Source organism: Nocardia sp. NPDC004151, assembly GCF_042874235.1.
Taxonomy (GTDB): Bacteria; Actinomycetota; Actinomycetes; order Mycobacteriales; family Mycobacteriaceae; genus Nocardia.
The window spans coordinates 135,692-161,920 of the sequence record NZ_JBIAMR010000004.1 but is presented as its reverse complement, the minus strand read 5'-3'; the positions used below and the strand labels follow the sequence as shown (position 1 = coordinate 161,920).

Here is a 26,229-nt window from a genome sequence, read left to right as displayed (position 1 = left end):
AGGATTCGGGCCATGAGTCAACCCGCGGGGTGGTATCCCGAGCGTCCCGGATCTCCAGTTCTGCGCTGGTGGGACGGCAGCCAATGGACCAATCACACGCAGCCCCAACAGCAACCCGCCCCGGCCCAGCAACCCGGCCGGCCGCAGCAGCCGCAACAGCAGCACGCCCAGCAGCAGCACGCTCCCCAGCATCACCAGCAGGGTTCCGGCCAGCAGCAATACGGGCAACAGGGCACGGGCCCGCAGCATTTCGCGCAGCAGAGCGCACCGCAACAGCAGTACGCCCAGCAGAACGCGCCTCACCAGCAGTTCGCGCAGCAAGGCGCGCCCCAGCAGCCCCACGCCCAGCAGGGGTATGCCCCGCAGCAGCCCCAGCAGTTCGCCCCGCGCAGTGAGGCCAGCCCCTGGGAGATCGAGGTCGGCAGCGCGAACAACCCCGGCGACATCCAGCGTCAGGTGCAGCAGCAGGCCGGAGTCGTGCCGACCCAGAACGGCGGCGGGACCGTGTTCACCGAGCCCGTGCTGGTGGTGAACCAGAAGGTCAAGTTGATCGAAATGGTCAACGAGTACAGCGTCTTCGACCAGCACGGCCGCCAGATCGGAGCGGTCGCCGAGGTCGGGCAGTCGGCGCTGAAGAAGGCCGTGCGCTTCCTGTCCAGCTACGACCAGTTCATGACCCACAAGCTGGAGATCCGCGACGCCCACGGCCAGTGCCTGATGCGGATCACCCGGCCCGCCAAGGTGTTCAAGTCGAGGTTCCTGCTCGAGCACGGCAATGGCGCGCCGATCGGTGAGATCATCCAGGAGAACATGATCGGCAAGATCAACTTCGCCTTCATGGTCAACGGCCAGCAGATCGGCGGCATTCGCGCCGAGAACTGGCGGGCCTGGAACTTCGCCATCCACGACCACACCGGTCAGGAGGTCGCCCGCATCACCAAGACGTGGGAGGGCCTGCTCAAGACCATGTTCACCTCCGCCGACAACTACGTCGTGCAGATCCACCACCGGCTGCCCCAGCCGCTGCTGTCGATGGTGGTCGCGTCCGGACTGGCCATCGACACCGCCCTCAAGCAGGACCAGCGCGGCTGGAACTGACGGGATGAACCGCGCCTCGCGCGTGTAAGCCGCACGCAAGCCGACGCAAGACTCCGGCAATCGGCCACCACCACAGTGATTCCCATGAACGAGACACGAGATGTGGTGGTGGTCGGGGCCGGACCGGTCGGACTCATGCTGGCGTGCGAACTGCGGCTGGCGGGCGTGGACGTCCTGGTCGTCGAACGGCTGGCCGCACCGGATATGACCATCAAGGCGGGCGGGATCAACGTGCCCACCGCCCAAGCCCTGGACCGGCGGGGCCTGCTGCCACGGATGCGCGAGGTCCAGGAGGCGGCCCTGGCGCGCATGGGCCAGATCTTCGGTGGCCGCGACCAGAGCCACATCGCACCGGTGCGGCGGCCCGCGGGCGCGCACTTCGCCGGAATCATGCTCTGGCAGGACAATATCGACGGCGAGGACCCGGCCTTCGCCGATGTCGGCCCGGCCGGAGAATTCCGCTTCATCGCCCAGCAGTCCATCGAGGCCATGCTCGCCGAGCGTGCCGCCGAACTCGGTGTGCCGGTGCGCCGCGGCGTCGAGGTGACCGGTGTCGCCGACGACGGGATCGGCGTCACCGTCGTCTGCGGCGGTCACGCCATCCGCGCGGGCTGGCTGGTCGGCTGCGACGGCGGCCGCAGCACGGTGCGCAAGCTCACCGGATTCGAATTCCCCGGTCTCGACCCGGAAATCACCGGCCGCCAGGCCATGGTCGAGATGACCGGCGCGGAGGACGTGCCGCTGGGCTGGCACACCACCCCCACCGGCATCTTCGTCAACGGCCCGGTACCCGGACGCTTCCTCACCGTCGAACTGGACGGCCCGCCCGCCGACCGCGACGCCCCGATCACCGCCCGCGAACTCGAGGACAGCTTCGAACGCGTCACCGGCGTGACAGTGTCCATCGCGAAAGTCATCTCGGCGACCCGCTTCACCGACAACACCCGCCAGGTCCCCGACTACCGCCAGGGCCGGGTGCTGCTCGCCGGCGACGCCGCCCACGTGCACTCCCCTTTCGGCGGCCAAGGCCTCAACCTGGGAGTGGGCGACGCGGTCAACCTCGGCTGGAAACTGGCCGCCGTCATCCGCGGCCGCTCCCCGGAATCATTGCTGGACACCTACTCTCGCGAACGCCACCCGATCGGCGCCTGGGTGCTGGACTGGACCCGCGCGCAGATCGCGCTCATGCGCACCGATCCGCGCAGCCGCGCTCTGCGCGCGGTCACCGCCGAACTGCTCGACACCCGCGCCGCCACCACCCAGGTCCTGGCCAAGATCGCTGGCGTCCTGCACCGCTACGACCTGGGCAGCGCCGATCCCCTCGTTGGTAGAGCCACCCCCGATTTCGAGCTGGCCGACGGCACCCGGGTCGCCGACCACTTCGCCGACGGCCGCGGCGTTCTCCTGGACCTGACCGACTCCACGACCCTGCGAGATGAGCTGGCGCCCTGGTCGGATCGCGTCACGATCGTCACCACCAAACCGGCCCAGCCGCGCGACACCACAGCTCTGCTGATTCGCCCCGACGGCATCGTGTGCTGGACCTCGGCCGAACCCCACGAGCTGGTCGAGGCGCTCACCACCTGGTTCGGCGCGCTCGCCTGACCGGTCGGGTACGTCGGACCGACACCCTTCCAGTCCGACAAGGCGCTGCGCGTCATCCGCACGGCGACGACGAGGTCAACCCGCTCAACGCCGCTCGCCTCGAGCTGGTCAAAGCCACCCGTCAGGTTCTCGCCAACGGCCTCGGCCTGCTAGGCGTCAGTGCTCCGGAGCGTATGTAGATGCGATCGGGTTGCGCAGTGGGAGGAGGATCGGGGTGCGACTGTGTCGGTGGGCGTCCGGTTCGCCGACCGCACCTGGGGCGCGGCACCCGGTCCCCGCGTCGGCACCCGGTGAGTGGGACAGGCGTTTTCGGTCCGCGCGCGGTGCTGGGACCGTTCGCGATGGACGAGACGAGAGGACGGTGCGGTCGTGGTCGACGCGGGAATGTCGTGGGATGTCGAGACCGATGTGGTGGTCGTGGGCTTCGGCGGGGCCGGTTGTGCGGCCGCCATCAGCGCCCACGACGCCGGGGCCCGAGTGCTGGTGCTGGACAAGGAGTCCGGCGCCCGCGCCGGCGGCAGCACCCGGGTCTCGGGCGCGGTGTGGTTCGACAACCAGGACCCCGAGCGGGCCGCGGTCTACCTGCGCAGTCTCAGCGCCGGACGGCCGATCCCCGAACCGGTGATCGAGGTGTGGGCGCGCGAGACCGCCCGTAACAGCGCCTGGATGGAAAGCCTCGGTATCCCGATCGGTCTGGCGGTCGCGCCGCCCGCGGAGTTCCCCGATCTCGAGGGCAGCGACGTCATGCGCGGCTGGATCGGCGTCGAAGGCCGCATGGGCGACGGGCTGCTGTGGGCGGCCCTGTCCGACGCGGTCCGCGCCCGCGATATCGAGGTCCGTCTGGGCGCTGCGGCCCGCGAGCTCGTCACCGACGACGGGACGGTCCTCGGCGTGCTCGCCGAAACCGCCGACGGCAGCCCGCTGCGGATCCGTGCCAGGCGCGGAGTCGTCCTGGCCACCGGTGGTTTCGAGGCCGACCCCGATCTGGTCCGCGACCACCTGCGCCTGACCGACCCGGTCGTGTGGGGCACCCCCGCCGCCACCGGCGACGGCCTGCGCATGGCAGTCAAGGCCGGAGCCGACCTGTGGCACATGTCCAACATGATGACCCTGCCCGGCCTGCGCGCCCCCGGCTACGAAGCCGGCTTCTACACCGCCTTCCCCGCCACCAACGCCTTCGTCTACCTCGGCTTCGACGGCCGCCGCCTCTGCAACGAGCGCGTCGCCCTGGGCCACGGCCACGCCCGCATCAACGGCAGCTACCAGCTGTTCCCCACCACCCCCATGCACATCGTCTTCGACGAGTCCGCCCGTCGCGCGGGCCCGATCGTTCCCGGGCGCGAACGCCTCGCCGTCGGCTGGGCCAGCCTCATCGAAGGCTACGAGTGGAGCTCCGACAACAGCGCCGAGATCGGCAAGGGCTGGATCCACCGCGCCGACACCGTCGAGGAACTGGCCGAGCTGATCCACGTCGACCCGGAGGTCCTGCGCGCCACCCTGGACCGCTACAACGCGGCCTGCGCGGCCGGATCCGACGACCAGTTCGGCCGCCCCGCAAAGACCCTGGCCCCGATCTCGGAGCCGCCCTACTACGCCTTCACCAGCGCCCCCATCCTGGCATGGAGCAATGGCGGACCCCGCCGCAACGAGCACGCCGAAGTCCTCGACCCCTTCGGTGCGACCATTCCCGGCCTCTACGCCGCCGGCAATGTCAGCTCCACCTACTCCTGGTGCAAGGACGGCGGCTTCCACATCGCCGACGCGCTCGCCTTCGGCCGTGTCGCCGGATCCCGGGCCGCCGCTCGCACCACCGACGGGCAATAGCCCACGCCGCGATCGCCTCGCCCGCACAGGATTCGGCGACCGAACCGAATTCTGCACTCGGTGCACACCTGCGTGTGGTGCCGTTCGCACCCGAGAGCTGGACACATACCTTCCGGTCAGTGTCTGAGGAAATAGTGCGTACTTGTCGCCCGGCCCGGAGCCCGGCAACCTCGGTACCGCGCGCGCCGAAAGTCCTCGACCCTGCCAGAAGGAGTTGTCCCGCAATGACGAACACCCAGCACAGCCCGGTCACCGTACTCGGGCTCGGGGCGATGGGCCGCGCGCTGGCCACCCGCTTCGTGGGCACCGGAATCCCGGCCACGGTGTGGAACCGCACACCTGGCCGGGACACCGACGTGGTCGCCGCGGGTGCGGTGGCGGCCGCGACCGCCGGTGCCGCCGTGCGCGGCGGCGAACTGATCATCACGGTCCTGCTCGACCACGCCTCGGTGCACGAGATCCTCGACCCGATCGCCGCCGACCTGACCGGCAAGCAGTGGCTCAATCTGACCAGCACCACACCCGAGCAGTCCCGCGAGCTGGCCGCGTGGGCGGCCGTGCACGGGATCGACTTCCTCGACGGCGGCATCATGGCGGTACCCGACATGATCGGCGGCCCCGGCGCGAGCATCCTCTACAGCGGCTCGGCCACGGTCTTCCAGGCGTGGCGCCCGACCCTCGAATCGCTGGGCGCCGCCGACTATCTCGGAGCCGAACCGGGCGTGGCCGCGTTGTGGGACTTCGCGCTGCTGTCCGCCATGTACGCCATGTTCGGCGGCTTCTTCCAGGGCGCGGCGCTGATGGGTTCGGCCGGAGTGACGGCCTCGGAGTTCGCGACCCGCGCCGCCGGATGGTTGACCGCCATGACCAACACCCTGCCCGCCTACGCGAAGATCATCGACGGCGGCGACTACACCGCCGACGTCTTCCAGGACCTGCTGTTCACCAAATCGGCTCTCGACGCCCTGCGTGGCGCGGCGGCCGACGCCGGAATAACCGACGAACCCCTCAGCGGTCTGGCCACTCTCGTGGACCGGCAGATCGACGCCGGCCACGGCACGGCGGCGTTCGAGCGGACCATCGAGGAGCTGCGAGGTGCGCCCACCCGGCGATAACCGTTGGTGCGGGCCGGAATCCCGGCCCGCACCGCCGCGGTGCGCTACTTCGTCGACTGCGCGGTGAGCGCGGTCAACTCCTCGCCCAATCCCAGCTCGGCGACCCGCTCCAGCGTGGCCGCATCGAATCGCGCGATCGCCGCGGCGAATTCGCCGGCCACGGCCGGTTCAGTGCGGTTGGCCAGGGTCAGCAGGCCCCGCCACGCCGTGGGATCGGTGGAACCGTCCACCGCGTCGGTGAGCGCGGCGAGGGTGGCGGGATCGGCCACAACGGGATTGGCGGCCAGCCGGTTCAAGGCCTCGGGGCTCAGTCCGGCGACGAACCGCAGCGTCTCCGGGATGGCACCCGCGTCGCGGAAAGTGCGGATCAGATCGGCGATCTGCTCGGGCGAACCCTGATCGAACAGGATGTCGCCGATCGCCGGGATCACATCGTCGTCGCAGCGCGCGAAGACCGACAGCGCGGCCAGCCGCAGCTCCTCGGAGCCGGTGAGGATGGTGTCCACCAGTTTCGGAATGCGCTTGCCCTCGCCGGCGAGCAGGTGGCGCAGGATGACGCTGATGTTCTCCCCGGAGTACGCGAACGACGCCGACCGGATCATGCCTTCGTCGTCGTGCACGTCCTCCTCGACCGCGCGCACCAATGTCGGTGTGGCATAGGCCAGGAACGGTCCCGCGGTGATGTAGTCCCCGCGCCGCAGCAGCTCGTTGATGATTCGCATGACCGGCTTGACCGGGGCGATATCGGCGAGTTGGCCCACGCTGTGCGGATCCATGTACGGCGCGGCCTGCGCGGCGTAGGACGGATCCAGCAGCGCCACCGCCTCGGCGGCCTTCTTCGGATGGTCGACCCCGATCGCGCCCGCCGCGCGCCCGGCCATCACCGGCGGCACCATGCGCTGGATCAGCGGGATCGAGATGGACAGCGGGATGACGGGCACCAGCAGCGACAGCCGCGAGAACGTCGCGTTGTGCTCGGCGAACATCACCTTCGCCATGCGTTCCTGCAGTTCGTGCAAGTGGGCGGCGCCCAGCTTCTCGAGGTGGGCCAGCGTCGCCTCGGGCACGTGCAGGGTCCGCGACAGCAGGGCGATCTGCGCGCGGGTGATCAGATCACTCATCGCGTCATCCGAGCCGGTTGCCGAACATGATCTTCTTGGCGGCCGTGCGCAGGGGCCACGGCAGCGCGCCGACGGTCTTGTCGACGGCCTCCACCATGGCGAGGTTCTCGGTGCGCTGCGCCTGCTGGAAGACCGCCAGCAGGTCGGCTGTCTCGGCCTCGTTCAGCAGATCGAGCGCGGGCAGCGGCCCGCCCAGTTCGCGCTCCAGTTCGTCTCTGGCGCCCATTGATTCATCCCCATCCCCCGGAATGATCCGGATCACCCCGTGTGTACGTGTACCAATCTCTACCAAGATCGTCGGCGGTGCGCCAGACCGGTGTGGCGACGAATTCGGCCAATTGAGGTCGGCCGCATGCAGTTCGACGCCCGCTGAGCGGCCGCGATGCGGTTCCTCGGCCCGCGAGACCCGGTCCGGGGCGGACGCACGATGCCGACCACACCCGGTTGGCCGGGTCTTTCGCGGGTGTTCACGTGATGTTGGCGCCGGAGGTGCCGAAGGTAACCCGGTACCCTGCACGATCGGCCTCGTGCGCATCGTTCAGCTGGCGAACTTCTACGGGCCGCGCTCGGGTGGGTTGCGAACCGCACTGCATCACCTCGGCGCGGGCTACGCCGCCGCCGGACACGAGGTGGCGCTGGTGGTGCCCGGCACCCGGCGCGCCGAGGAGTTGCTCGCCACCGGAGTCCTGCGAATCACCCTGCCCGCACCGGAGATTCCGTGGACCGGCGGCTACCGCGCGGCAGATCCCCGCCGCGTCGCCGACACCCTCACCGGATTGCGGCCCGACGTGCTGGAAGTGTCGGACCGGTTGACGCTGCGCGGCTTCGGCCGCTGGGCGCGCCGCCGCGATATCGCGGGCGTCATGATCTCCCATGAGCGCCTCGACCGTCTGCTGGGTCAGGTGCTGCCCGGCCCGCTGGCGCGCCGCGCCGCCGACGCCGCCAACCGGCGCACCGCGCAGACCTACGACGTTGTCGTCTGCACGACCGAGTTCGCACGCGAGGAGTTCCAGCGCATCGACGCCGCCAATGTCGAACTGGTCCCGCTAGGCGTGGATCTGGACATGTTCCGCCCCGATCGCCACGACCACCGCCTGCGCACCGACCTCGGCGCGGACGGCTACCCGCTGCTGGTCCACTGCGGTCGTCTCTCGGTCGAGAAGCGCGTCGACCGCAGCATCGCCGCGGTCGGGGCCCTGCGCCGCGGCGGCCTGGACGCGCGCCTGGTGGTGGCCGGCGACGGACCGCGCCGCGACGCCCTGGAACGCCGCGCCCGCATGATCCCGCCGCTGCCCGACGGCCGGCCCACCGTCCACTTCACCGGATTCATCGACGACCGAACCACTCTGGCAACCCTGCTGGCCACCGCGGACGTCTCCCTGGCCCCGGGCCCGCACGAGACCTTCGGCCTGGCCGCGCTCGAGGCCCTGGCCGCGGGCACCCCGGTGGTGGCGAGCCGCTCCTCGGCCCTGGCCGACATCGTGACCGCCGAGGCGGGCGCGGTGGCCGCCGATCACCCGCGCGCCTTCGCCACCGCCGTCACCGACGTCCTGGCCCGTCCCCGCGCCGAGCGTCGCCGCGCCGCCCGCAGCCGCGCCGAGCAATTCACCTGGCCCGCAGCGGTTTCGGGAATGCTCGACCTGCTGGGCCCGAGCTGACCGCGTCCTACGGACAGCCGGCGCGACGGACCGATCCGAACCCGACCTGATCCGTCAGCTCAGCGGACCGATCCGTACTGCCTGTCGGGCAGGTCGAGCGGCCCGAAGCGCGGCGTCGGACCAGTCAGTCGCGGGTCGGATCCGGTTGCCAGGGCAGGTACTCCCGCCCGTCCGCCGCGGCCGCGTTCTTCGACGAATTCAGCTGATACGGCGTGATTCCGCCGGGCTGCCACGGCCCCGCCGAGCCCGCCGCCACCGCCGACCCGTCCTTGGCGACCAAGCCGATCTCCTCGCGCACCACCGTGATCGGGCGGTCGGCGAGGCCGAACCAGTCCAGGTCGAGGAAGTCGTGGCTGCCGCGGGTGAGCGCGCCCCGGCGCATGGCGTCACCGAGCCGGGTGGCCATGCCTGAGGTGCTCAGGTGCCCGGCGTCGGCCTCGAACAGGCCCGCGCCCGCCCGCAGGTAACCCGTCTCGAACAGCGAGATCACCATGGCCAGCAGGCTGAAAGCGCGCGGATCGTCATTGGCGCGGGCCATGAACGCGAACACCTCGATCTCGTTCTCGAGGGTGGTGCCGTACCCGGCGAGCACGTGCACCCAATCGTGCTGGGCCAGCAGCGGCGGCGCGGACCCGGGCAGTCCCGGGGTGACGAAGCCGCGGTCCCGGTAGAAGTCGGCGACACCGCGCCCCAGGGTCCCGATCGGCAGCTCCCACAACTCGGCCCAGCGCCCGGCCAGTCCCGCGTCATCGGTGACCGCGCTCCACGAACTGTCCAGTCCCGCGGTGTGCAGGGCATCCAGCCGCAGCGTGTCCGTATTGCCCAGATATCCATTGCGGGTGAAATCGACCGCGGCCAGATCCACTGCGCCGTCGGCATAGCGCTGGGCCACCGCGATCATGTCGTCGTCGACGCCGAGCGCGTCGGCGAACTCCCGCAACTGGTTTCCGGTCGCCGCGGGCAGCGGCCGCACCACCAGCGCAGACAGCAGCATCGTCTGCACGATCCGCTCCCGGAAGATCCGATTGCGCAGCGCCATCCCCGCCGCGAACTCCGCGGCCCCGATCGGCGTCACCTCGGCCAACTCCACCGGATGCCCCGTCATCGACAGGAACAGCGCCGGAATCAGCAACTCCTGCAAGGGCGTGAGCCCTCGATCGCAGGTCGCCGCACTCACCACACCCCGCGCCAGGAACCGCACCTCGGCGGCATCCGGCGGCGTGAGCAGCACCTCTTCCATCTCCCACAGCCTCCACAGCATCAGGGGACCGAACGGCCCGCGACCCATTGTCATCGCGAAAAACGGGGTTGTCATCGCGAAAAACCGCGCGTGCGTGCTCATTTCACTCTCGGCGTAGCCCTCGGCGGGAGGGCTCGGCCGCACCCGACCGATTCCTTTGCTCCGCGCCCGAGGTCTACCCGAACAACCGGATGCTCCCCATGCGGGAGCCGTCGAGAACCGCGGAAGGACCCCAGCGATGACCATTCCCGCCACGATGCGCGCGTTGCGCCAGCGCTCCCTGCACGGCCCGCAGGACATGTCCCTGATCACCGACGCGCCGGTGCCGCGACCGGGCCCGGGTCAGGTACTCATCCGCGTGGCGGCCGCCGGAATCAACTTCGCGGATCTGTCGAAATCGCACGGAACGTTCCGCGACGGTCCGCAGCCGCCCTACATCGCGGGCTTCGAAGCAGCCGGAGAGGTCGTCGCACTGGGCGATTCGGTGACCGGTCCCGCACTGGGCGCACGGGTGGTCGGGGTCGGCGACGGCGCGTTCGCCGACTACATGCTGCTACCCGCTGCCGCGGCGGTGCCGGTCCCCGACGGCTGGACCTGCCAACACGCACTGGGTCTCCTGGTGAACATGCCAACCGCGCTCGCCGCGCTGAAACTCGGCGGCCTCGACGCCGGACAGACCGTGCTGATCCACGCCGCCGCGGGCGCGACCGGGCAGGCCGCGACGATCCTGGCCAAGCATCACGGCGCGACGGTCATCGGCACGGCCTCACCGGGCAAGCACGAGACCGTGCTCGGGTTGGGCGCGGACCACGTACTCGATTCGCGCGCAACCGATCTAGCCGTCCGAGTCAAGCAGCTGACCGGGGATGCGGGTGTGGATCTGGTGCTGGAGTCTGCGGGCGGATCCACCTTCGAGCACAGCCTGGCCGCAGCCAAGCGGGTCACCGGCCGCGTGGTGGTCTTCGGCCTGGCGGGCGGGCAAGCGCCGGTCACCAACTGGGACTTGGTCTACAAGCATCAGATCCAGCTGATCGGACTCAATATCGGCGTTCTCATCCACGCGGCCCCGCAGCTGTTCGGCGAGATCATGGGCGAACTGCTCGCGCTCATCGCCGCCGGGGTGCTGAAGCCGGGCGTGAGCACCGCCTTCGACCTGGCCGACGGCTCCGCGGCGCTCGCCGAACTGGAAGCCCGGGCCACCGTCGGCAAGCTGGCCCTGCTCCCCCGGTCGGATGTTCTCTGACCAGGCATTCGATTCCTTTGCCGCGGCCCGGCGGTCGTCAATGGGTGAGGGTCCCGACACGCGGGACCGGCCCGTGTGAGGAGCAGCCCATGACCGATCGATCGACGACACGCCCGCGCCCTACACTCACGGCATGACGGCGCAGCTGCGGCAGGCGGCCGACCGGGACCGCTTCGCCGCCGATACCGAGCGGTTCCGCCGCGAGCTGCTCGCGCACTGCTACCGGCTGGTCGGTTCCTCGCACGATGCCGAGGACCTGGTGCAGGACACCTACCTGCGAGCCTGGCGCGCCTACCCGTCCTTCGAGGGCCGCTCCTCCATCCGCTCCTGGCTCTACACCATCGCCACCAACGTCTGCCTGACCACCTTGCGGCAACGCAGGATCCGGGTCCTGCCCTCAGGACTGGACGGTCCAGCGCCCGGTCCCGGGCATGGGTCGAATCCGGTTGCTCCGGGTGAGGCCTCGTGGCTGGAGCCGTTCCCCGACGAATGGATCGCCCCGGACGCCGACGACCCGGCGACGGTGGTGGTGGCCCGGGAATCCCTGCGCCTGGCGCTCATCGCGAGCCTTCAGCACCTGCCCGCCCGCCAGCGCGCGATCCTGCTACTGCGCGACGTGCTGGCCTTCTCCGCACCGGAGACCGCCGCCATCCTCGGCACCACGACGGCCGCGGTCAAGAGCGGCCTGCAACGAGCCCGCGCTCGCCTGCACGAACTCGAACCCGAACCCGCGCAACTGCTCGAACCCGCCGATCCACGGGCTCGCGCGCTGCTCGACGGCTACATCGCGGCCTTCGAACGCGCCGATGCGAGCCTGCTCGAACAGGTGCTGCGCACCGACGCCACATTGGAGGCGACCCCGTTCCGCGACTGGCAGTCGGGGCTGGCGAACTGTCTTCGAATGCTCGACGCGCAGGTTCTGGACGCGCCCGGCGAGTGGCGCCTCACCGCCACCACCGCCAACGGACAACCCGCCGCTGTCCTCTACCGACGCGGTGCGGACGGAGTTCTCCGGGCGGGCGGGGTGGTCGTGTTGTCCCCCACCGCTTCCGGCGTCTCGCGCGTGGTCGCGTTCCACGACCCGACGCTGGTAGCCCTGTTCGGCTGCGCGGACCGTCTCCCCGACTGACCACAGCGCGCTACTCCGCGAGCGCCGCCTCCAGCAGCGGCCACGAATCGTGCAGATCCTGCTGCCAATACGGCCAGGAATGCGTGCCGCGCGGATGGAAGACGAAGGTCGCCGGAATATCGATCTCGGCGAGCCGCCGCTGGAACGACTCGGTGCACCCGCGCACCAGATACTCCAGCACCGCACCGAAAGTCACCGCCTGCGGCATCAGCGGATCGGTCAGCGATTCCGGTCCCGGCGTCCCGCTACCGGTCGACACATACACCGCTTTACCGCGCAACGCGGCAGCGTTGGTGAGCGGATCGTGGGCCGCCCAGTCGGGGTCGCCGTCGGGCCCCCACATGTTCTCCGGATTGCCGCCGACCCAGCTCACCGAATTCCGGATGGCGAGTTTGGCATTGGTGCTCATGGTGTCCAGGCACCCGCTGAACGCCGCGAATCCGCGATACAGCGCCGGATAGCGGGTGGTGAGCGCCGCCGCCGAGAGCGCGCCCATCGACAACCCCGCGATCGCGTTGCTCCCGCTGCCGTGGAACCGCTGATCGATCAATGGCGGTAGTTCCTGGGTCAGGAACGTCTCCCACATCTGCACCCCGCCGAGTACGGGATCGGGCCGCTCCCAGTCGGAATAGAAACTCCCCTTACCGCCCACCGGGAGCACCACATTGACCCGTTTGTCGGCGAAGAACGACACGACATCGGTCTTCTGCGTCCAATTCGTCTCCATCGCACCGGAATCGACACCGTCGAGCAGGTAGTACGAGGGTCGCGGCTGATCATCGGCGGGATGCAGCACGTCGACGGTCACCGCGCGGTCCATGGCCGCGGAGTACACCGAGATCCTGGTGCGCGAGGGGTCGGAGCCGGTGGCGCTCAGAATGGTCGATTCCCCGGACGGTTCGGCGTGGGCCGCACCGGTGCCGGAGATCAGAATCGCGACGAGGGTGACGATCGCGGCCGCGGCGGCACGAAAATCGGCATTCATCGATGTCCATTCATCAGGCGCGGCATTGAATCGGAAACGATGGGAGCTCTCGGGGCGGGCTACTCAAATGCTAAGTGAAACGTAGGTGATCCCGCGGTAGCGACGCCGCACCGATCTCGCCGGCTGTCGGACAGACCACGAAATCACCGCTGCCCCGCATCGTTTCTCAGTAGCCCGGCCCGGTGCATCCCTGCGGCACCAGCTCTCCGGTGAGCAACTCGTCGACCCATTTCGTGGTCAACGGAATCGAGAGCGCGCCCGCGACGAAGTGCTCACCGGGAAACGGTTGCAACCGAACCCGCGCGCCGAGCCCGCACCAATCGTCGAAAAGCTTCTTCGCGCCCGCGTACGGCACGAAGATCTCGTTGACGCCGTGGAACAGGTAGACCGGCGCGGCAGGCGCTATTCTCCCGGGCCGGTTCTCATTCAGAATCTGCTGCACCATGGGCAGTTTCAGCGGATCCGGGACCACGGTCAGGTCCTCGACCCGCAGCGGCGCGATGACCCCGAGCATGGTCTCCTGCGAAATGCAGATGTCGCGGAACGTGTGGGCGATCCGCCAGCCGTTGTCGTTCAGAATGCTCAGTAGTTCGGGGTATTCCCGGGCCAGCCCGAGCGCGGCCGCCAGCATCACCCCCGAACCCCAGTTGCCGTTCATGACCGGCATCAGCATTTCGTAATCCGCGGGTTCGCCCCCGATGATGATGCCCGCCAATCGAATCTCGGGCGCGTAGCTCGACGCGAGCTGCGCGGCCCAGCTGGTCGCGATGGAACCGCCGGAGTAGCCCGTCATCACCACCGGCGTGTCCGGGCCGAGCTCCAGCGACGTCGAGTGGGTCACCGCGCGAATGGAATCGAGCACCGCGTGCCCACCCATCAGCCCGGCCGCATACGCCTGCTTCGGCCCCTGATGATCGGGAACGACCACCGCGAAATTCTTGGCCAGCAGCAGCGAGATGGCGACGATGTCGGCGGACACCCCCTTCTTCAGCTCCGTCGAGGGCGCGCACGAATACCCCATCGACGAGATCGGAATGTTGTAGGAGACCAGCGGCCTGGGCCCCGGCCCGGGCCATGGGTTGCGCGGCATCAGCAGGGTCGTGGTGATGGCGACCGGACCATTGTGGGAGTCGGTGGACCGCACGAGCAGCTCTGAGGCGTCGGCGGGGAAGAGCATGCCGCCGGTCGGGCGCGCGCTCAGCACGGTGCCCGGCGGCGTGTTCTCGAAGCCGGGTCGGGGCGTGAAGAACGGGTCGGCGGGCGGGGTCGGCAGCACGCTCGCGAGGTCATGGCTCGGGGTGATCAACTCCGAGAACGGATCGGCGTGCGCGTGTAGCGGCAGCAGGGTCGTAACCAGCGCCACCAGTGTCAGGATCTGTGTTGACCGGCGAGTTGCCACGGCCAGGAATCCTCACACGGGAACGGCCCGGACCACCGGATTTGGCTCGGTGCGGCGGGTCCCGCGTGGGCCGTAATCCCGGAACCGCACCGCGACCGGCGGGTTCTGGCACCCTGTCCCCATGAGGTGGTCAATCGTCCTGGTGGCGGTGCTGACCCTCGTGATCGGCTGCGTCGACCGAACCCCGGACTCACCGTGGCGGGAACTGCCGCTCCCCCAGCCCGGCGCGCGGATCCTCGCCTTCGCTCCCACGCCCGGCGGCGTGCTGGCCCTCGGCTCGATCCCCGCCGCCGACGTCCGAGCCCCCGCGGCCTGGTCGACCACCGACGGCACCCACTGGACCGCGGTCCCCGTCCACCCGGAAACCCCGTACGGCGCACGGGCGGAACTGATTTCGGCGGGCACGGGCGATCACACCGTCGTTCTCGGAAGGGCTTTCGGTGGCGCGCACAGCAATCCGCGGATGAGCATCTGGAGCGGCGACGCCCACGGTCTGACCGAACACGAGCAGGCCTTCGAGATGTTCGGCGGCCCGCACGCCGTCGCCGTCAGCGCCGCGGCCGCACTCGGCGGCGCCGACCTGCTGGTGGGCGACTGGGACGGCCCGACCGGCCGGTACGGTGCCGCCTATTGGATATCGGCCGACGGCGCGAACTGGCAGCGTCACGCCGACGACCCCGCGCTGTCGTCCGCACCCGGCGAACAAACCGGCGCGGCCGCCGTCGGCACCGGTCCCCGAGGCTTCGCGATCGTCGGTGAAACGCTGCGGGACAGCATCATTCGTCCATGGGAATGGACCTCTCCCGATGGTGGCCGATGGCAGCGCCTCGAACTGCCCGGCGCGAATGCCCTCGCCAGTGGTATCGGCTGCGCGACCACCTGCACGGTCTTCGGGCAATCCGTCGGTGCCGACCCGCACGTCCTGTGCTGGCCCACGCCTGATGCCGGGGCCCTGCCGGGGCCTGCCGCGCGGAACGTCGAAGTCCAGCAGGTGGTTCCGACGCCTTCGCGAATGCTGGCCCTCATCGCGTTGGACCACCGCGTCAGCCTGGTGTCGGTCTCCTCGAATTGCACCGACTGGCAACAGTTCTCGCTCCCCGCGCCCGCCGATTCGGCGCGCATGACCACCCTGCCGGCGGGCCTGCTGGTGGCCGGAACCGACGCCCAACACACCAGGCTATGGCTGCGCACCCGATGAAAACGCCTCCGACCTGGGCGAATAATTGCCGACCTGGGCGAATAAGTAAAGATTCGAATATGTTTCATTGACGGCGGACCGCTCGGAATACTCGTAAGTCCGGTTGACAGAACATTGCCGTAACTTTTGAATTGCGACACCCTGAACTTCTTGCCGACCAGCGGAGTTCGTGGCACCGTATACGACGGTTTGACTCAGTTCAACTCACAACGAGGAGTTTGGAAATGAGGAACAACCTTTCTTACGATGCGCCGCTCGGGAACGCTTTCGACTTTCTGCAGGTTCAGACCGACAATTCCGCCGTACACGGTGCGAAGAATTCGCGGAACCGATCGCTGCATATCGTTATGGTCGCTCCCCCCTATTTCGACATTCCGCCGGTCGGCTACGGCGGCATCGAGGCGGTCGTCGCGAGCCTGGCCGACGAGCTGGTCGATCAGGGCCACCGCGTCACCCTGCTCGGCGCGGGCCGGGCCGGGACGAAGGCGGACTTCGTGCGGGTCTGGGACGAGGTCCAGACCAAGCGCTTGGGTGAGCCGTACCCCGAGATCGTCAACGCCATGAAGGCCTGGCAGATCATCGAGTCGCTGCACGCATCGGACCCGATCGACATCATTCACGACCACACCTTCGCCGGTCCGGGGAACGCGCCCGCGTACAAGATGCTCGGGATCCCCACCGTCGTCACCGTGCACGGCCCGGTCGACGCCCAGATGGACGAGTACTACCGATCCCTGGACCGCTGTGTGAAGCTGGTGGCGATCAGCGACCGGCAACGTGAGCTGGCGCCGGACCTGAACTGGATCGGGCGTGTGCACAATGCGATTCGCCCCTCGGAGTGGCCGTTCCGCACCGAGAAGCTCGACTACGCGCTGTTCCTGGGCCGCTATGCCCCGTACAAGGGGCCGCACCTCGCGCTCGACGCCGCGCATGCCGCGGGCGTGCGGCTGGTGCTGGCGGGCAAGTTGAACGAGCCGCCCGAGCACGAGTTCTTCGCCGAGTACATCACGCCGCGGCTCACCGAGTCCGACGATGTCTTCGGCGAGGCGGACGCCACCGCGAAACGCCAGCTGCTGGCCGGGGCGCGCTGCCTTTTGTTCCCGATTCGGTGGGAAGAACCCTTCGGGATTGTCATGATCGAAGCCATGGTCTGTGGCACCCCGGTGATCGCACTGCGCGGCGGCGCGGTGGAAGAGGTCGTCGAACACGGCGTGACCGGATTCGTCCTCGACGATCCGGACGAACTGCCCGGCGCGATCGCACGCGCCCATGAGATCGATCCGTACGCCTGCCGGGAACGGGTCGAGAGACTGTTCTCCACCGGGCTGTTCGCGCAAGGCTACGAAGCGGCCTACCGCAAGGCGATCGAACTGGCGAAGTCCCGCACGATCGCCGGCTCGGTCCGGGTGCGGCTGCCCGGTGACTCGCGGATCCTCAGCACCCAGGTGCCGGGTGGTCGCGCGTGAGTGTTTTCAATGCCGGTCCGCCGGTGCTCATCGAGGGTGGCGCGGGCGTCGTCACCCTCGTCGAGGCCGGCACCTTCAGCCTGTCCGACCAGCTCGGCGATATCCACCCGGGCACCGCGCACGGCTTGTACTACCGGGACACGCGCATCCTCACCCGCTGGGAGCTGCGCGTGGACGGTCTTCCACCGGAACAGCTTTCGGTGGTCGTGCGCGAGCCGTTCCAGGCCCGATTCGTGGCGCGCAAACCGCCACCGCACGGGGTGGCCGATGCGACGGTGCTGATCCAGCGCCGTCGCATCGTCGGCGAGGGCATGCAGGAGATCATCAGCGTGCTCAACCTCGGCGACGAGGACACCGCGCTGACGATCGTCCTCGACGCCGAGGCCGATTTCGCCGACCTGTTCGCGGTCAAGGAGGGCCGCGTCGGCGGTGGCGGCGGTGAAACCACAGCCACCGACCACGCCCTGCGCATCACCGACCGCGGTCAGCAGGGCCGCGGCGTGGTCATCACCGCGACCGAGGAGCCCGAGATCCAATCCGGGTCGATGACCTGGCGGATCCTGATCCCCGCGCACAGCAACTGGCAGACGGTGGTGCACTGCCAGCCCATCGATGACCATCGGGCCGTCCCGATGAACTTCGACGACGGCGACGAGGACGGTCCCGAACACAAGATCCGACGCTGGCGCGCAAGCACCACCACGCTCACCGCCAGCGGCGCGGGCCTCAACACCATCCTGCAGCGCACCGAGACCGACCTGGGCGCGCTGCGCCTGGACGACCCCGCCGACGGCACCTCCTATGTGGCCGCCGGCGCGCCCTGGTTCATGGCGTTGTTCGGCCGCGACAGCCTGCTCACCTCTTGGATGGCGCTGCTGCTGGATTCGGACCTGGCCGTGGGCACGCTGCGCCAGCTGGCGAAACTGCAAGGCACCGAGACCAATCCGATCACCGAGGAGGAACCCGGCCGCATCATGCACGAACGGCGGTACGGGCCCGGCAGTGATCGGGTGCTCGGCGGCACCGTCTACTACGGCACCGCCGACGCCAGCCCGCTGTTCGTGATGCTGCTGGCCGAATGCCATCGCTGGGGCGTCGGTGACGCGGCCGTGCGCGAACTGATCCCGGCCGCCGACGCGGCGCTGGGGTGGATCGACACCGACGCCGACCTCGACGGCGACGGATTCGTCGAGTACCGGCGCAAGACCGACCGCGGTCTGGCCAACCAGGGGTGGAAGGACAGCTGGGACGCCATCAGCTTCGCCGACGGCCGCCTCGCCGACCCGCCCATCGCGCTGTGCGAGGTGCAGGGCTACGTCTACGCCGCCCGCATCGGCCGCGCGGAACTGGCCGACGAGTCCGGCGACCACCCCCTCGCCGAACGACTGCGCGCGCAGGCCGCCGACCTGAAAGCCCGGTTCGACGAAGCCTTCTGGATGCCGAAGAGCGGCTGCTACGCGATGGCCCTCGACGGCGCGAAGCAGCCGGTCGACGTCGGATCCAGCAACCCCGGTCACTGCCTGTGGACCGGCATCGTGCCCGACGAGCGCGCCGCCGAACTGATCGAGCGGCTCGGCGCGGCCGACCTGAACAGCGGATTCGGATTGCGCACACTGTCTTCCACCGCGCGCCGGTTCAACCCCATGGGCTACCACACCGGTTCGGTGTGGCCGCACGATACGGCCATCGCGGTGGCCGGTCTCATGCGCTATGGCCACATCCCCGGCGCGGTCGACCTGAGCGTGAAACTGGCGAGCGGGCTGCTCGAGGCCATCCAGGAGTTCGGCGCCCGCCCGCCGGAGCTGTTCTGCGGCTTCGCGCGCGACGAATTCCGTTCCCCGGTGCCCTATCCCACCTCCTGCTCGCCGCAGGCGTGGGCGAGCGCGGCGCCGCTGCTGCTCATGCGCTCGTTCCTGGGCCTCGCGCCCGACGTCCCGAACCGCAGCCTGACCATCGCGCCCCGCCTGCCCGATCGCGCGGGCACGGTCCGGCTGACGGATCTGCGGCTGGGACCGGCCACGATCACCATCGAGGCCTGCGGCATGGACGCGCGCGTCGAGGGCCTGCCGCCGGACTGGCAGCTGAACCGGAAATAGCGGAAGGCGAGCCCGCCGGGCAGTGCCTACACTCTCCCGGTGGACCTGCACATGCGACACCTGCGCTATTTCGTGGCGGTGGCCGAGGAACTGAACTTCACCCGCGCGGCCCACCGCCTGCACATCGCGCAGCAGGCCCTGAGCGCTCAGATCAAGCAGCTCGAGCAGGCCGCGGGGGTGATGCTGTTCGTGCGCAGCACGCGCAGCGTCGAGTTGACCGCGGCCGGGAGAGCGTTCCTCGCCGACGCGCGGGCCCTGCTGGCCGCGGCGGACGCCGCGGTGGAACGGGCGCGCACGATTCAAGCCAGTGAACACGAGCGGCTGACCTTGGGGTTCCTGGAGGGCGCGGCGTTGACCCTCACCGATCCCATCCTCTCGGCTTTCCGCCGGCGGCATCCGGGAGTGCAGCTGGAATTGCGGCAGTTCGGCTACGACGATCCCTCGGCCGGGCTCGGCGACGGCACCGCAGACATCGCCTTGGTCCGGCTGCCGATATCGACGCCCGATATCGACATCGAGCCGCTGTTCAGCGAGCCCGTGGTCGCGGCGCTGTCGTCCGGGCATCGGCTCGCGGCCCGGAGCCTGGTCTCGGTCAGCGATCTGCTGGACGAACCGATTCTCGGGTCGGCCTGCGCCGACCGGACCTGGAACGGGTTCTGGGAACTCGAATCCCACCGTGCCGGACGTCCCGCGCCGGTGGTGTCGCGCTCCACCACCCTGCTCGAGGAGATGCACAAGGTGATGACCGGTGTCGGGTTCGTGGTCACCGCCGCCGCGTGCCGCTGGCTGACCTTCCCCGGCGTGACACTGGTGCCGATCACCGACGCCGCGCCCAGCCGGGTGGCGGTGGCCTGGCGGCGCGGCCGGGCCTCGGCATTGGTGCGATCGTTCGTGGACCTGGCGCGGACGGTGCGTGACGATCGGCCCGATCTGGTGCGGGCATTGGCCGAACCGGACTTCACCGACCGCACCCCGCCCGCGATGCTCGGCTGAGGATTCACAACCCGGTTTTGTCGTTCAGCGGGTTTTGAGTGTTTCCGCGGCGCCGACCGGGAGCAATAGCGTTTGCCCGCATGAGTCGATCCATGTGGCGGAACTTCGCGGGCGATCAGGTGTGTCGCCCGCGTGCCATCGAAAACCCGGGCACCGCGGCGGAATTGAGCGCGGCGCTGGAACGCGCCGACAAGCGCGGCGATATCGTACGTGTGGCGGGGTCGGGGCATTCGTTCAACGACGCGGTGCTCACCGACGGCACCCTCATCACCTTGAACCGGATGAACCGGGTGCTCGATGTCGACCGCGGCTCCGGGCTGGTGCGGTGCGAGGCTGGAATCTCCTTGGGCGCGTTGAGCGCGGCGATGTGGGACCACGGACTCGCCTTCGCGAACCTCGGCGACATCGATGTGCAGTCGATCGCGGGCGCCACCGCGACGGGCACGCACGGCGCGGGCATCGGCCTGCCGAATCTGTCGGCGAGCCTGCGCTCGATCGAGCTGACGCTCGCCGACGGCAGCCGGGTCGAAGTCGACGCCGACCATGATCCGCAGGCCTATCGGGCCGCACGGGTGAGCCTGGGCGCGCTCGGCGTGGTCAGCGCGGTCACCCTGCAGGCGGTGCCGGCGTTCACGCTCTCGGGCGTGGACACGCTCGCCTCGCGTGCCGACGTGCTGGACGGGATCGACGAACTGGCCGATGGCAATGATCATTTCGGGTTCTTCGCCTTCGCGCACAGCCCCCTGGTGATGACCAAGACCTGGAACCGGACCACCGAGCCGCCGCGGCCGCGTACGAAGTCCGCCGAGTGGATTCACGAGGAACTGCTCACCAACTACGCCTTCTGGGCGGTGTGCCGCATGGGTCGCGCCCGGCCGCGATGGATTCCGGCCCTGAATCGACTGTGCAGCAAGCTGTCGGGCACCACGCGCACCGTCGATCGCTCCTATCGGGTCTTCGCCACACCTCGCCGCGTACCGATCACCGAGATGGAGTACGCCATTCCGCGTGAGCACGCCGCGGACGCGGTGCGGCGCGTGCTGGCATTGGCAGAGGAGTCGCGATTCGATGTCCCGGTGCCGATCGAAGTGCGGTTCGTGGCGCCCGACGACGCTTTCCTCAGCCCCGCCGGCGAACGGCCCAGCTGCTATATCGCAGTGCATCAGTTCGAGAAGATGGAGTGGGAACCGTACTTCCGCGCCGTCGAGGACCTCATGATCGGCTACGGCGGGCGGCCGCATTGGGGGAAGCGGCACTTCCGCACCGCCGTCGACCTGGCTCCCGAATACCCGCACTGGGATCGATTCGCGGCGGTACGCGACCGGCTCGACCCGCAGCGGCGTTTCACCAACGCCTACGTCTCGCGCGTATTGGGGGAATGAGCGTGCCACTACTCCACCAGTACTACCCGCCCCTGAGTGACGCCCTGCCGCACCTGGCCCTGGGCACGGCCCCGACCCCGCTGCGCCAACTTCCGTTGCTCCCGGCGTCCGACACCGAGATCTGGATCAAGGACGAGGGCGTGTTCGGCGACGGCGGCTGGGGCGGCAACAAGGTCCGCAAACTCGAATGGCTCCTGCCCGACGCGCTGCGCCGGGGCCGGCGCACCATCCTCACCGTCGGCGGGTTGGGGACCAACTGGGGGCTGGCCACCGCCCTCTACGCCGGGGCCCACGGGCTGGCCACCGCGCTGGCGCTGGTCGACCAGCCGATGGACGAACACGTGCGCGCCCAACTGGAACGGATCCGGAACTCCGGCGCCACAGTACATTTCACGCACACCGTGGCCCGCACCGCGCTGAGCCTGCCGTGGCTGCTGGCCCGCCACAGCAGCGGGACGACCCCGCCCTATTTTCTGCCCGCGGGCGGATCGTCGCGGGTCGGGCTGCTCGGGTATGTCGAGGTAGCGCTGGAACTCGCCGCCCAGGTCGCGGACGGAACGATGCCCGAACCATCGCACATCGTCACCGCCGTCGGATCCGGCGGCACGGCCGCCGGGCTTGCCTTGGGCCTGGCCATGGCCGGCCTGCGAACGCGGGTGGTGGGCGTGGTGGTCAATGACAAACTGCGTCTGGACGAGCCGGGTCTGCTGCGCTTGGCCCGGCGCACCGAACGCCTGCTGCGGGAGCGCGGCGCACGGCTGCCCGAGTCGGCGCTCACCCCGGATCGCCTGCTGCTGGTGCGCGATCAACTCGGTGCCGGTTACGGCCATGCCACCGAACCCGGCCGGCTCGCCCAGCAACTGGCCCACGACCGCGCCGGGCTCGAGCTCGAGCCGGTGTACACCGCCAAAGCCATGGCGGCGGTACTGGACCTCGACCGGCGCGGTGCGCTGAACCACGGGCCGATCGTCTACCTGCACACAGACGGTCCGCGATGACCGGTTCGCGTGATCAGAACGAGGAAACACCCATGGAGACAACAGAACTAGGGCTCGGCGAGCTCGCACGGGCCATCGCAGACGGGCACGTCAGTGCGGTCGCGGCGGTCACCGCGGCCCTCGATCGCATCGACGCGGCCCAGCCCGGACTCAACGCCTTCCGGCTGGTCCGACGCGACCGCGCGCTCGTCGAGGCCGCGGCTGCGGACGCGCGGATCGCTGCCGGGGAGAGGCTACCGTTGCTGGGGGTGCCGATCGCGGTCAAGGACGACACCGATATCGCCGGCGAGCCAACCGCATTCGGCTGCGGTGGCGAGCACCCGCCCGCCACCGCCGACGCCGAGGCGGTCCGGCGGCTCCGCGCCGCCGGTGCGATCGTCGTCGGCAAGACGAATACCTGTGAACTGGGCCAATATCCGTTCACCAGCGGCGACGCGTTCGGGCACACCCGCAATCCGTGGAGTGCCGGGCACACCCCAGGCGGATCTTCGGGTGGCAGCGCCGCGGCCGTCGCGGCCGGACTGGTGCCCGCGGCGCTGGGCTCGGACGGCGCAGGCTCGATCCGGATCCCCTCGGCCTGGACGAATCTGGTGGGTATCAAGCCGCAGCGCGGGCGGGTGTCGACCTGGCCGGAACCGGAGGCGTTCAACGGTCTGACGGTGAACGGCCCACTGGCCCGCACGGTGGCCGACGCCGCGCTGCTGCTCGACGCGTGCGTCGGCAACCACCCGGATGAGCTGCATCGCCCGCCCGCGATCCGCGCCGTAGACGCAGTGGGCAGTGACCCCGGCAGATTGCGTGTCGCGGTATCGCTGCGCGCACCCTTCACCGGGTTCCCGACGCGGCTCGATCCCGAGATCCACGCCGCGACACAACGCATCGCGTCCCGGCTGCGCGCCACGGGCCACGCGGTGGTCGAGGCCGACCTGCCCTACAGCACGCTGCTGACCGCAGCCTTCCTCCCGCGTTCACTGGCCGGAGTGGCGGCCTGGCACGAACGGATGCCCCCATCGGTCCGGGTCGACCGCCGCACCCTGGCCAATGTCCGCACCGGGCGGCTGCTGGCGGGACCGCCACTCACCGCCGCCCGCCGAGCGGAACCACTACTGCACCGGCGGATCGGGGCGATGTTCGGCGAATTCGACCTGGTACTCGCGCCCACCACCGCCACCCCGCCGCTCCCGGTACATTCCCCCGACGGACTGGGCAGCTTCGCCACCGATCACCTGATCGCCGGTAGCTGCCCTTACGCCTGGACCTGGAATGTGCTGGGCTGGCCGGCCGTGAACGTACCCGCTGGATTCACCGACGCGGGACTGCCGATCGGCGCCCAGCTCCTGGGACCGGCGAATTCCGAGCCCCTGTTGATTTCGACGGCGGCGCAACTGGAATCCGAGCTCCGCTGGGACCGAGTGCGTCCGGATCCGTGGTGGCTGCGCCGATAGCTTCGGTGCGACACGAGAAGAGCCCTCCCACTCGGTGGGAGGGCTCTTCGTCATTGTGTCCGGAGGGGGACTTGAACCCCCACGCCCTAATACGGGCACTAGCACCTCAAGCTAGCGCGTCTGCCATTCCGCCACCCGGACCGGTGGTGCTCAGCAAGGTTATCGGATCGGGCCGCGCGGACCAAATCGGTCGATGTAGTGCGTGTTTGCCGAGCGAGCGGAGGCGGTGGGAGTGGTTGCCGCCGGGCCGGATGCCGGCCCGGCAGGCCACCCCCCGATCTCAAGCCTTCAGCGCCTCCAGCAGCGCGGCGCGCTGCCGGGAGCCCAGGCCGCCGATGCGGCGGTCGGCGGGGATCTCGGCCTCGTCCATGAGCTTGGCCGCCTTGACGGGGCCGATACCCGGCAGCGCCTTGATGACAGCCGCCACCTTCGTCTTCTTGACCAAGTCCTCCGCGTCGGCGCGCTTGAGCACCTCGGCGAGACTGACAGACCCCTTCTTGACCTGCGCGATGAGTTCCGAGCGGGCCTTACGAACCGCCGCGGCCTTCGCCAGCGCCTCGGAGCGTTGTTCGGGGGTCATGGTGGGCAGAGCCATATGTCCTTACCTTTCACTCGTTCGCTGGTATTTCGCCGACGATTCAACAGGACAGTGGGCCCTCCGCAAGTACGACACACCGCGTGGACGTGGCCGACACGTCGACCGACCGGCGAAATTTCGACACGGGAGGCCCGTCTCGAGCCTCCCACGACACCGGTCGACTGACCAGAAGTTTGCTGGCAGACGTAGCTGGCAAATACCCGACCCCACGCTGGGCATCGGTACTACGGTGGGCGCGAACATCACCGGGCACCGGCGAAGGGCGGGGCAGATGCAGGGGTCGTATCCGTACGCCGAACCGGCCACGACCGTGCCGTCCCTGGCCGATCGATATGCCAGCGCGGACCCCGTGACCTGGAACGGAGCACAGGTCTACCCGCTGCACTCGGAGACTCTCGGGGACTCCCCCGCCACCATCCGGCTGACCCTGCGCACGGCCGTCGCGCGGGCAGGGGTGCGCAGCCTCGGCATCGGGCTGGCCGTGGACCGGGGGAATGTGTTGCTGGGCGGCCGCCAGATCAGGGGGGGTGACGTCTGGAGCGACGCGATGGACGGCGGGATCGACCTCGAGGTGTGCCCCACCGGCACCGACGCCGCGATCACCGTGACCCCCGTCTGGGTCGACGACACCGGCGCGACCGTCTCCTGGGTCGGCAATTACGGGATGCTCATCACCCGCGAACGAACCGTGACCGTCCTGCACTGCTCGACCGGCGTCGGACCGCCCGATTTCGGAGAACTCGTCGTCGAGCTCACCACTGCCAGGAATCCGCCGCGTCCCGACCTGCCCGCGGAGGCCGGCCGCTACCAGAACGCGCTCTACGAGCTGGGTGTCGCGATGCAGAGCCGCGGCGATGAGGAGCAGGCCTGCCAACTATGGGCGCAGGCAGCCGAATTCGGGCACGTGGGCGCGGCCTATGACCTGGGCGTGTTCCGCTACCGGCGCGGCGACTATCCCGCGGCCGAACATTGGTGGCGCATGGCCGCCACCCACGGCGACACGCGTGCGATGGCGGGCCTGGCCGAGTTGCTCGGTCGCCGCGCCAGCCCCGGTGAGGCGCAGGTCTGGCGCACGGCCGGCGCCACCGAGTCCCGCTGACGACCTCCGACACGTGCTGTGACGCGATTCACGCGACCCGGAGTTGAATCTCCGGGTCCGCCCCCGATTGCGGGGCGGTCGCGCCCATCTACAGTGGCGGTCGATCGCGCGGCCGCCTCGGCCCCGCGCACGACCCACGAGGAACGCATGATGAACACCGCGCGATGGACGGCCGTGGCGGCCGCCGCACTGGCCGTAACCCTGCTCTCGGGTTGCTCGGATGTCGAGAAGGCGCTCAACCAGGGTGGCGACACCAAGTGCAGCGACTACCTGATCCAGAACGTCGACACCCAGCGCATCACCATCACCAAGTTCATCAAGCAGCAGGGCAGCACCCAGAACGAACCCTCTGGCACCCAGGTCGACCTCTCCATGGCGGCAGTCCAGAGCCTCTGCCAGATCCAGGCCAACAAGGACACCCCCATCAAGAACGCCAACCTCCTCGGCATCCTCCACTAGCCCCAATCCCTCCCCCACGCACCCCATTTCGCCTGGCCCAGCCCCGATTTCCGTTTCCGCCAACCCCTCCGCTAATCT

The 26,229-nt window shown here is 69.5% G+C and carries 22 protein-coding genes, 1 tRNA gene and 1 pseudogene; 17 read left to right on the top strand and 7 right to left on the bottom strand.

The window, feature by feature from the left end; translation table 11 throughout:
- Positions 1-12 precede the first annotated feature (12 nt).
- The 5 genes and pseudogenes from ACFYTS_RS11530 to ACFYTS_RS11510 all read left to right on the top strand — a co-directional run bounded on the left by ACFYTS_RS11530 (position 13) and on the right by ACFYTS_RS11510 (position 5,642).
- On the top strand, positions 13-1,098 hold the full coding sequence (locus ACFYTS_RS11530) for a phospholipid scramblase-related protein (protein WP_387303174.1): 1,086 nt from the start codon (positions 13-15) through the stop codon (positions 1,096-1,098).
- A gap of 84 nt (positions 1,099-1,182) precedes the next feature.
- Positions 1,183-2,703 (top strand): FAD-dependent monooxygenase, encoded by a 1,521-nt coding sequence (locus ACFYTS_RS11525; RefSeq protein ID WP_387303171.1) that lies wholly within the window; start codon positions 1,183-1,185, stop codon positions 2,701-2,703.
- A 56-nt stretch (positions 2,704-2,759) separates the two neighbouring features.
- Positions 2,760-2,882, top strand: a pseudogene (locus tag ACFYTS_RS11520) (DALR anticodon-binding domain-containing protein); the annotation flags it as partial.
- A gap of 190 nt (positions 2,883-3,072) precedes the next feature.
- On the top strand, positions 3,073-4,527 hold the full coding sequence (locus tag ACFYTS_RS11515; protein ID WP_387303168.1) for an FAD-dependent oxidoreductase: 1,455 nt from the start codon (positions 3,073-3,075) through the stop codon (positions 4,525-4,527).
- Between the two features lie 224 nt (positions 4,528-4,751).
- Complete coding sequence (locus ACFYTS_RS11510) at positions 4,752-5,642, top strand: NAD(P)-dependent oxidoreductase (RefSeq protein ID WP_387303165.1); 891 nt, start codon at positions 4,752-4,754, stop codon at positions 5,640-5,642.
- A 44-nt stretch (positions 5,643-5,686) separates the two neighbouring features.
- Here ACFYTS_RS11510 and ACFYTS_RS11505 read toward each other — a convergent pair whose 3' ends face one another.
- Entirely contained in the window at positions 5,687-6,763 is a 1,077-nt protein-coding gene (locus tag ACFYTS_RS11505) for a hypothetical protein (protein WP_387303162.1), read from the bottom strand.
- 4 nt (positions 6,764-6,767) lie between these two features.
- Positions 6,768-6,989, bottom strand: a complete 222-nt coding sequence (locus ACFYTS_RS11500) for a hypothetical protein (RefSeq protein ID WP_357276316.1) — start codon at positions 6,987-6,989, stop codon at positions 6,768-6,770.
- A 301-nt stretch (positions 6,990-7,290) separates the two neighbouring features.
- Between ACFYTS_RS11500 and ACFYTS_RS11495 the strand changes: the two genes are divergently transcribed.
- A complete protein-coding gene (locus ACFYTS_RS11495) occupies positions 7,291-8,421 on the top strand; it encodes a glycosyltransferase (protein WP_387303158.1) in 1,131 nt (376 codons plus the stop codon).
- Positions 8,422-8,545: 124 nt separating this feature from the next.
- Here ACFYTS_RS11495 and ACFYTS_RS11490 read toward each other — a convergent pair whose 3' ends face one another.
- Positions 8,546-9,682 (bottom strand): hypothetical protein, encoded by a 1,137-nt coding sequence (locus tag ACFYTS_RS11490; RefSeq protein WP_387303155.1) that lies wholly within the window; start codon positions 9,680-9,682, stop codon positions 8,546-8,548.
- Positions 9,683-9,899: 217 nt separating this feature from the next.
- Here ACFYTS_RS11490 and ACFYTS_RS11485 point away from each other — a divergent pair, with 217 nt between their 5' ends.
- Together ACFYTS_RS11485 and ACFYTS_RS11480 are read left to right on the top strand one after the other, a co-directional pair.
- On the top strand, positions 9,900-10,904 hold the full coding sequence (locus ACFYTS_RS11485) for a zinc-binding dehydrogenase (protein WP_387303152.1): 1,005 nt from the start codon (positions 9,900-9,902) through the stop codon (positions 10,902-10,904).
- Between the two features lie 145 nt (positions 10,905-11,049).
- Complete coding sequence (locus ACFYTS_RS11480) at positions 11,050-12,033, top strand: RNA polymerase subunit sigma-70 (RefSeq protein ID WP_387303797.1); 984 nt, start codon at positions 11,050-11,052, stop codon at positions 12,031-12,033.
- Positions 12,034-12,043: 10 nt separating this feature from the next.
- Here the strand turns inward: ACFYTS_RS11480 and ACFYTS_RS11475 are convergent, their stop codons facing one another.
- Both ACFYTS_RS11475 and ACFYTS_RS11470 read right to left on the bottom strand, forming a co-directional pair.
- A complete protein-coding gene (locus ACFYTS_RS11475) occupies positions 12,044-13,018 on the bottom strand; it encodes an alpha/beta hydrolase (protein ID WP_387303149.1) in 975 nt (324 codons plus the stop codon).
- 166 nt (positions 13,019-13,184) lie between these two features.
- Positions 13,185-14,381: a lipase family protein gene (locus ACFYTS_RS11470; RefSeq protein ID WP_357276332.1), complete on the bottom strand. Its 1,197-nt coding sequence runs from the start codon at positions 14,379-14,381 to the stop codon at positions 13,185-13,187.
- A gap of 157 nt (positions 14,382-14,538) precedes the next feature.
- Between ACFYTS_RS11470 and ACFYTS_RS11465 the strand changes: the two genes are divergently transcribed.
- From ACFYTS_RS11465 to ACFYTS_RS11435, 7 genes are all read left to right on the top strand, one after another.
- The gene (locus tag ACFYTS_RS11465; RefSeq protein WP_387303145.1) at positions 14,539-15,615 is read left to right on the top strand and encodes a hypothetical protein; all 1,077 of its coding nucleotides are present in this window, start codon (positions 14,539-14,541) and stop codon (positions 15,613-15,615) included.
- A 347-nt stretch (positions 15,616-15,962) separates the two neighbouring features.
- Positions 15,963-17,081, top strand: a complete 1,119-nt coding sequence (locus tag ACFYTS_RS11460) for a glycosyltransferase family 4 protein (protein ID WP_387303142.1) — start codon at positions 15,963-15,965, stop codon at positions 17,079-17,081.
- A complete protein-coding gene (locus ACFYTS_RS11455; protein WP_387303139.1) occupies positions 17,078-19,177 on the top strand; it encodes a glycogen debranching N-terminal domain-containing protein in 2,100 nt (699 codons plus the stop codon). The genes ACFYTS_RS11460 and ACFYTS_RS11455 overlap by 4 nt, the downstream gene beginning before the upstream one ends.
- A 39-nt stretch (positions 19,178-19,216) precedes the next feature.
- Complete coding sequence (locus tag ACFYTS_RS11450; protein ID WP_387303136.1) at positions 19,217-20,170, top strand: LysR family transcriptional regulator; 954 nt, start codon at positions 19,217-19,219, stop codon at positions 20,168-20,170.
- Positions 20,171-20,250: 80 nt separating this feature from the next.
- Positions 20,251-21,552, top strand: coding sequence for a D-arabinono-1,4-lactone oxidase (locus ACFYTS_RS11445; RefSeq protein ID WP_387303133.1), 1,302 nt, complete (start codon positions 20,251-20,253; stop codon positions 21,550-21,552).
- Complete coding sequence (locus tag ACFYTS_RS11440; protein ID WP_387303130.1) at positions 21,549-22,550, top strand: 1-aminocyclopropane-1-carboxylate deaminase/D-cysteine desulfhydrase; 1,002 nt, start codon at positions 21,549-21,551, stop codon at positions 22,548-22,550. The genes ACFYTS_RS11445 and ACFYTS_RS11440 overlap by 4 nt, the downstream gene beginning before the upstream one ends.
- Positions 22,547-23,995 carry an amidase gene (locus ACFYTS_RS11435; protein ID WP_387303127.1) on the top strand — a complete coding sequence of 483 codons (1,449 nt, stop codon included), beginning with the start codon at positions 22,547-22,549 and terminating at the stop codon, positions 23,993-23,995. Before ACFYTS_RS11440 ends, ACFYTS_RS11435 begins: the two co-directional genes overlap by 4 nt.
- A 56-nt stretch (positions 23,996-24,051) precedes the next feature.
- Here the strand turns inward: ACFYTS_RS11435 and ACFYTS_RS11430 are convergent.
- Together ACFYTS_RS11430 and mihF are read right to left on the bottom strand one after the other, a co-directional pair.
- Positions 24,052-24,136 (bottom strand) — tRNA-Leu (locus tag ACFYTS_RS11430).
- Between the two features lie 139 nt (positions 24,137-24,275).
- Positions 24,276-24,590, bottom strand: a complete 315-nt coding sequence (mihF, locus tag ACFYTS_RS11425) for an integration host factor, actinobacterial type (RefSeq protein ID WP_357081650.1) — start codon at positions 24,588-24,590, stop codon at positions 24,276-24,278.
- A gap of 274 nt (positions 24,591-24,864) precedes the next feature.
- Between mihF and ACFYTS_RS11420 the strand changes: the two genes are divergently transcribed.
- Positions 24,865-25,692: a tetratricopeptide repeat protein gene (locus ACFYTS_RS11420; protein WP_387303125.1), complete on the top strand. Its 828-nt coding sequence runs from the start codon at positions 24,865-24,867 to the stop codon at positions 25,690-25,692.
- A gap of 150 nt (positions 25,693-25,842) precedes the next feature.
- Positions 25,843-26,151: a hypothetical protein gene (locus tag ACFYTS_RS11415; RefSeq protein WP_357276344.1), complete on the top strand. Its 309-nt coding sequence runs from the start codon at positions 25,843-25,845 to the stop codon at positions 26,149-26,151.
- Positions 26,152-26,229 lie beyond the last annotated feature (78 nt).

Coding starts and splice junctions, on each gene's coding strand:
- ACFYTS_RS11485 (WP_387303152.1), top strand. CDS start 9,900: ATGACCATTCCCGCCACGATGCGCGCGTTGCGCCAGCGCTCCCTGCAC.
- ACFYTS_RS11475 (WP_387303149.1), bottom strand. CDS start 13,018: ATGAATGCCGATTTTCGTGCCGCCGCGGCCGCGATCGTCACCCTCGTC.
- mihF (WP_357081650.1), bottom strand. CDS start 24,590: ATGGCTCTGCCCACCATGACCCCCGAACAACGCTCCGAGGCGCTGGCG.
- ACFYTS_RS11505 (WP_387303162.1), bottom strand. CDS start 6,763: ATGAGTGATCTGATCACCCGCGCGCAGATCGCCCTGCTGTCGCGGACC.
- ACFYTS_RS11500 (WP_357276316.1), bottom strand. CDS start 6,989: ATGGGCGCCAGAGACGAACTGGAGCGCGAACTGGGCGGGCCGCTGCCC.
- ACFYTS_RS11525 (WP_387303171.1), top strand. CDS start 1,183: ATGAACGAGACACGAGATGTGGTGGTGGTCGGGGCCGGACCGGTCGGA.
- ACFYTS_RS11420 (WP_387303125.1), top strand. CDS start 24,865: ATGCAGGGGTCGTATCCGTACGCCGAACCGGCCACGACCGTGCCGTCC.
- ACFYTS_RS11435 (WP_387303127.1), top strand. CDS start 22,547: ATGACCGGTTCGCGTGATCAGAACGAGGAAACACCCATGGAGACAACA.
- ACFYTS_RS11460 (WP_387303142.1), top strand. CDS start 15,963: ATGGTCGCTCCCCCCTATTTCGACATTCCGCCGGTCGGCTACGGCGGC.
- ACFYTS_RS11445 (WP_387303133.1), top strand. CDS start 20,251: ATGAGTCGATCCATGTGGCGGAACTTCGCGGGCGATCAGGTGTGTCGC.
- ACFYTS_RS11510 (WP_387303165.1), top strand. CDS start 4,752: ATGACGAACACCCAGCACAGCCCGGTCACCGTACTCGGGCTCGGGGCG.
- ACFYTS_RS11530 (WP_387303174.1), top strand. CDS start 13: ATGAGTCAACCCGCGGGGTGGTATCCCGAGCGTCCCGGATCTCCAGTT.
- ACFYTS_RS11440 (WP_387303130.1), top strand. CDS start 21,549: ATGAGCGTGCCACTACTCCACCAGTACTACCCGCCCCTGAGTGACGCC.
- ACFYTS_RS11415 (WP_357276344.1), top strand. CDS start 25,843: ATGAACACCGCGCGATGGACGGCCGTGGCGGCCGCCGCACTGGCCGTA.
- ACFYTS_RS11490 (WP_387303155.1), bottom strand. CDS start 9,682: ATGCTGTGGAGGCTGTGGGAGATGGAAGAGGTGCTGCTCACGCCGCCG.
- ACFYTS_RS11465 (WP_387303145.1), top strand. CDS start 14,539: ATGAGGTGGTCAATCGTCCTGGTGGCGGTGCTGACCCTCGTGATCGGC.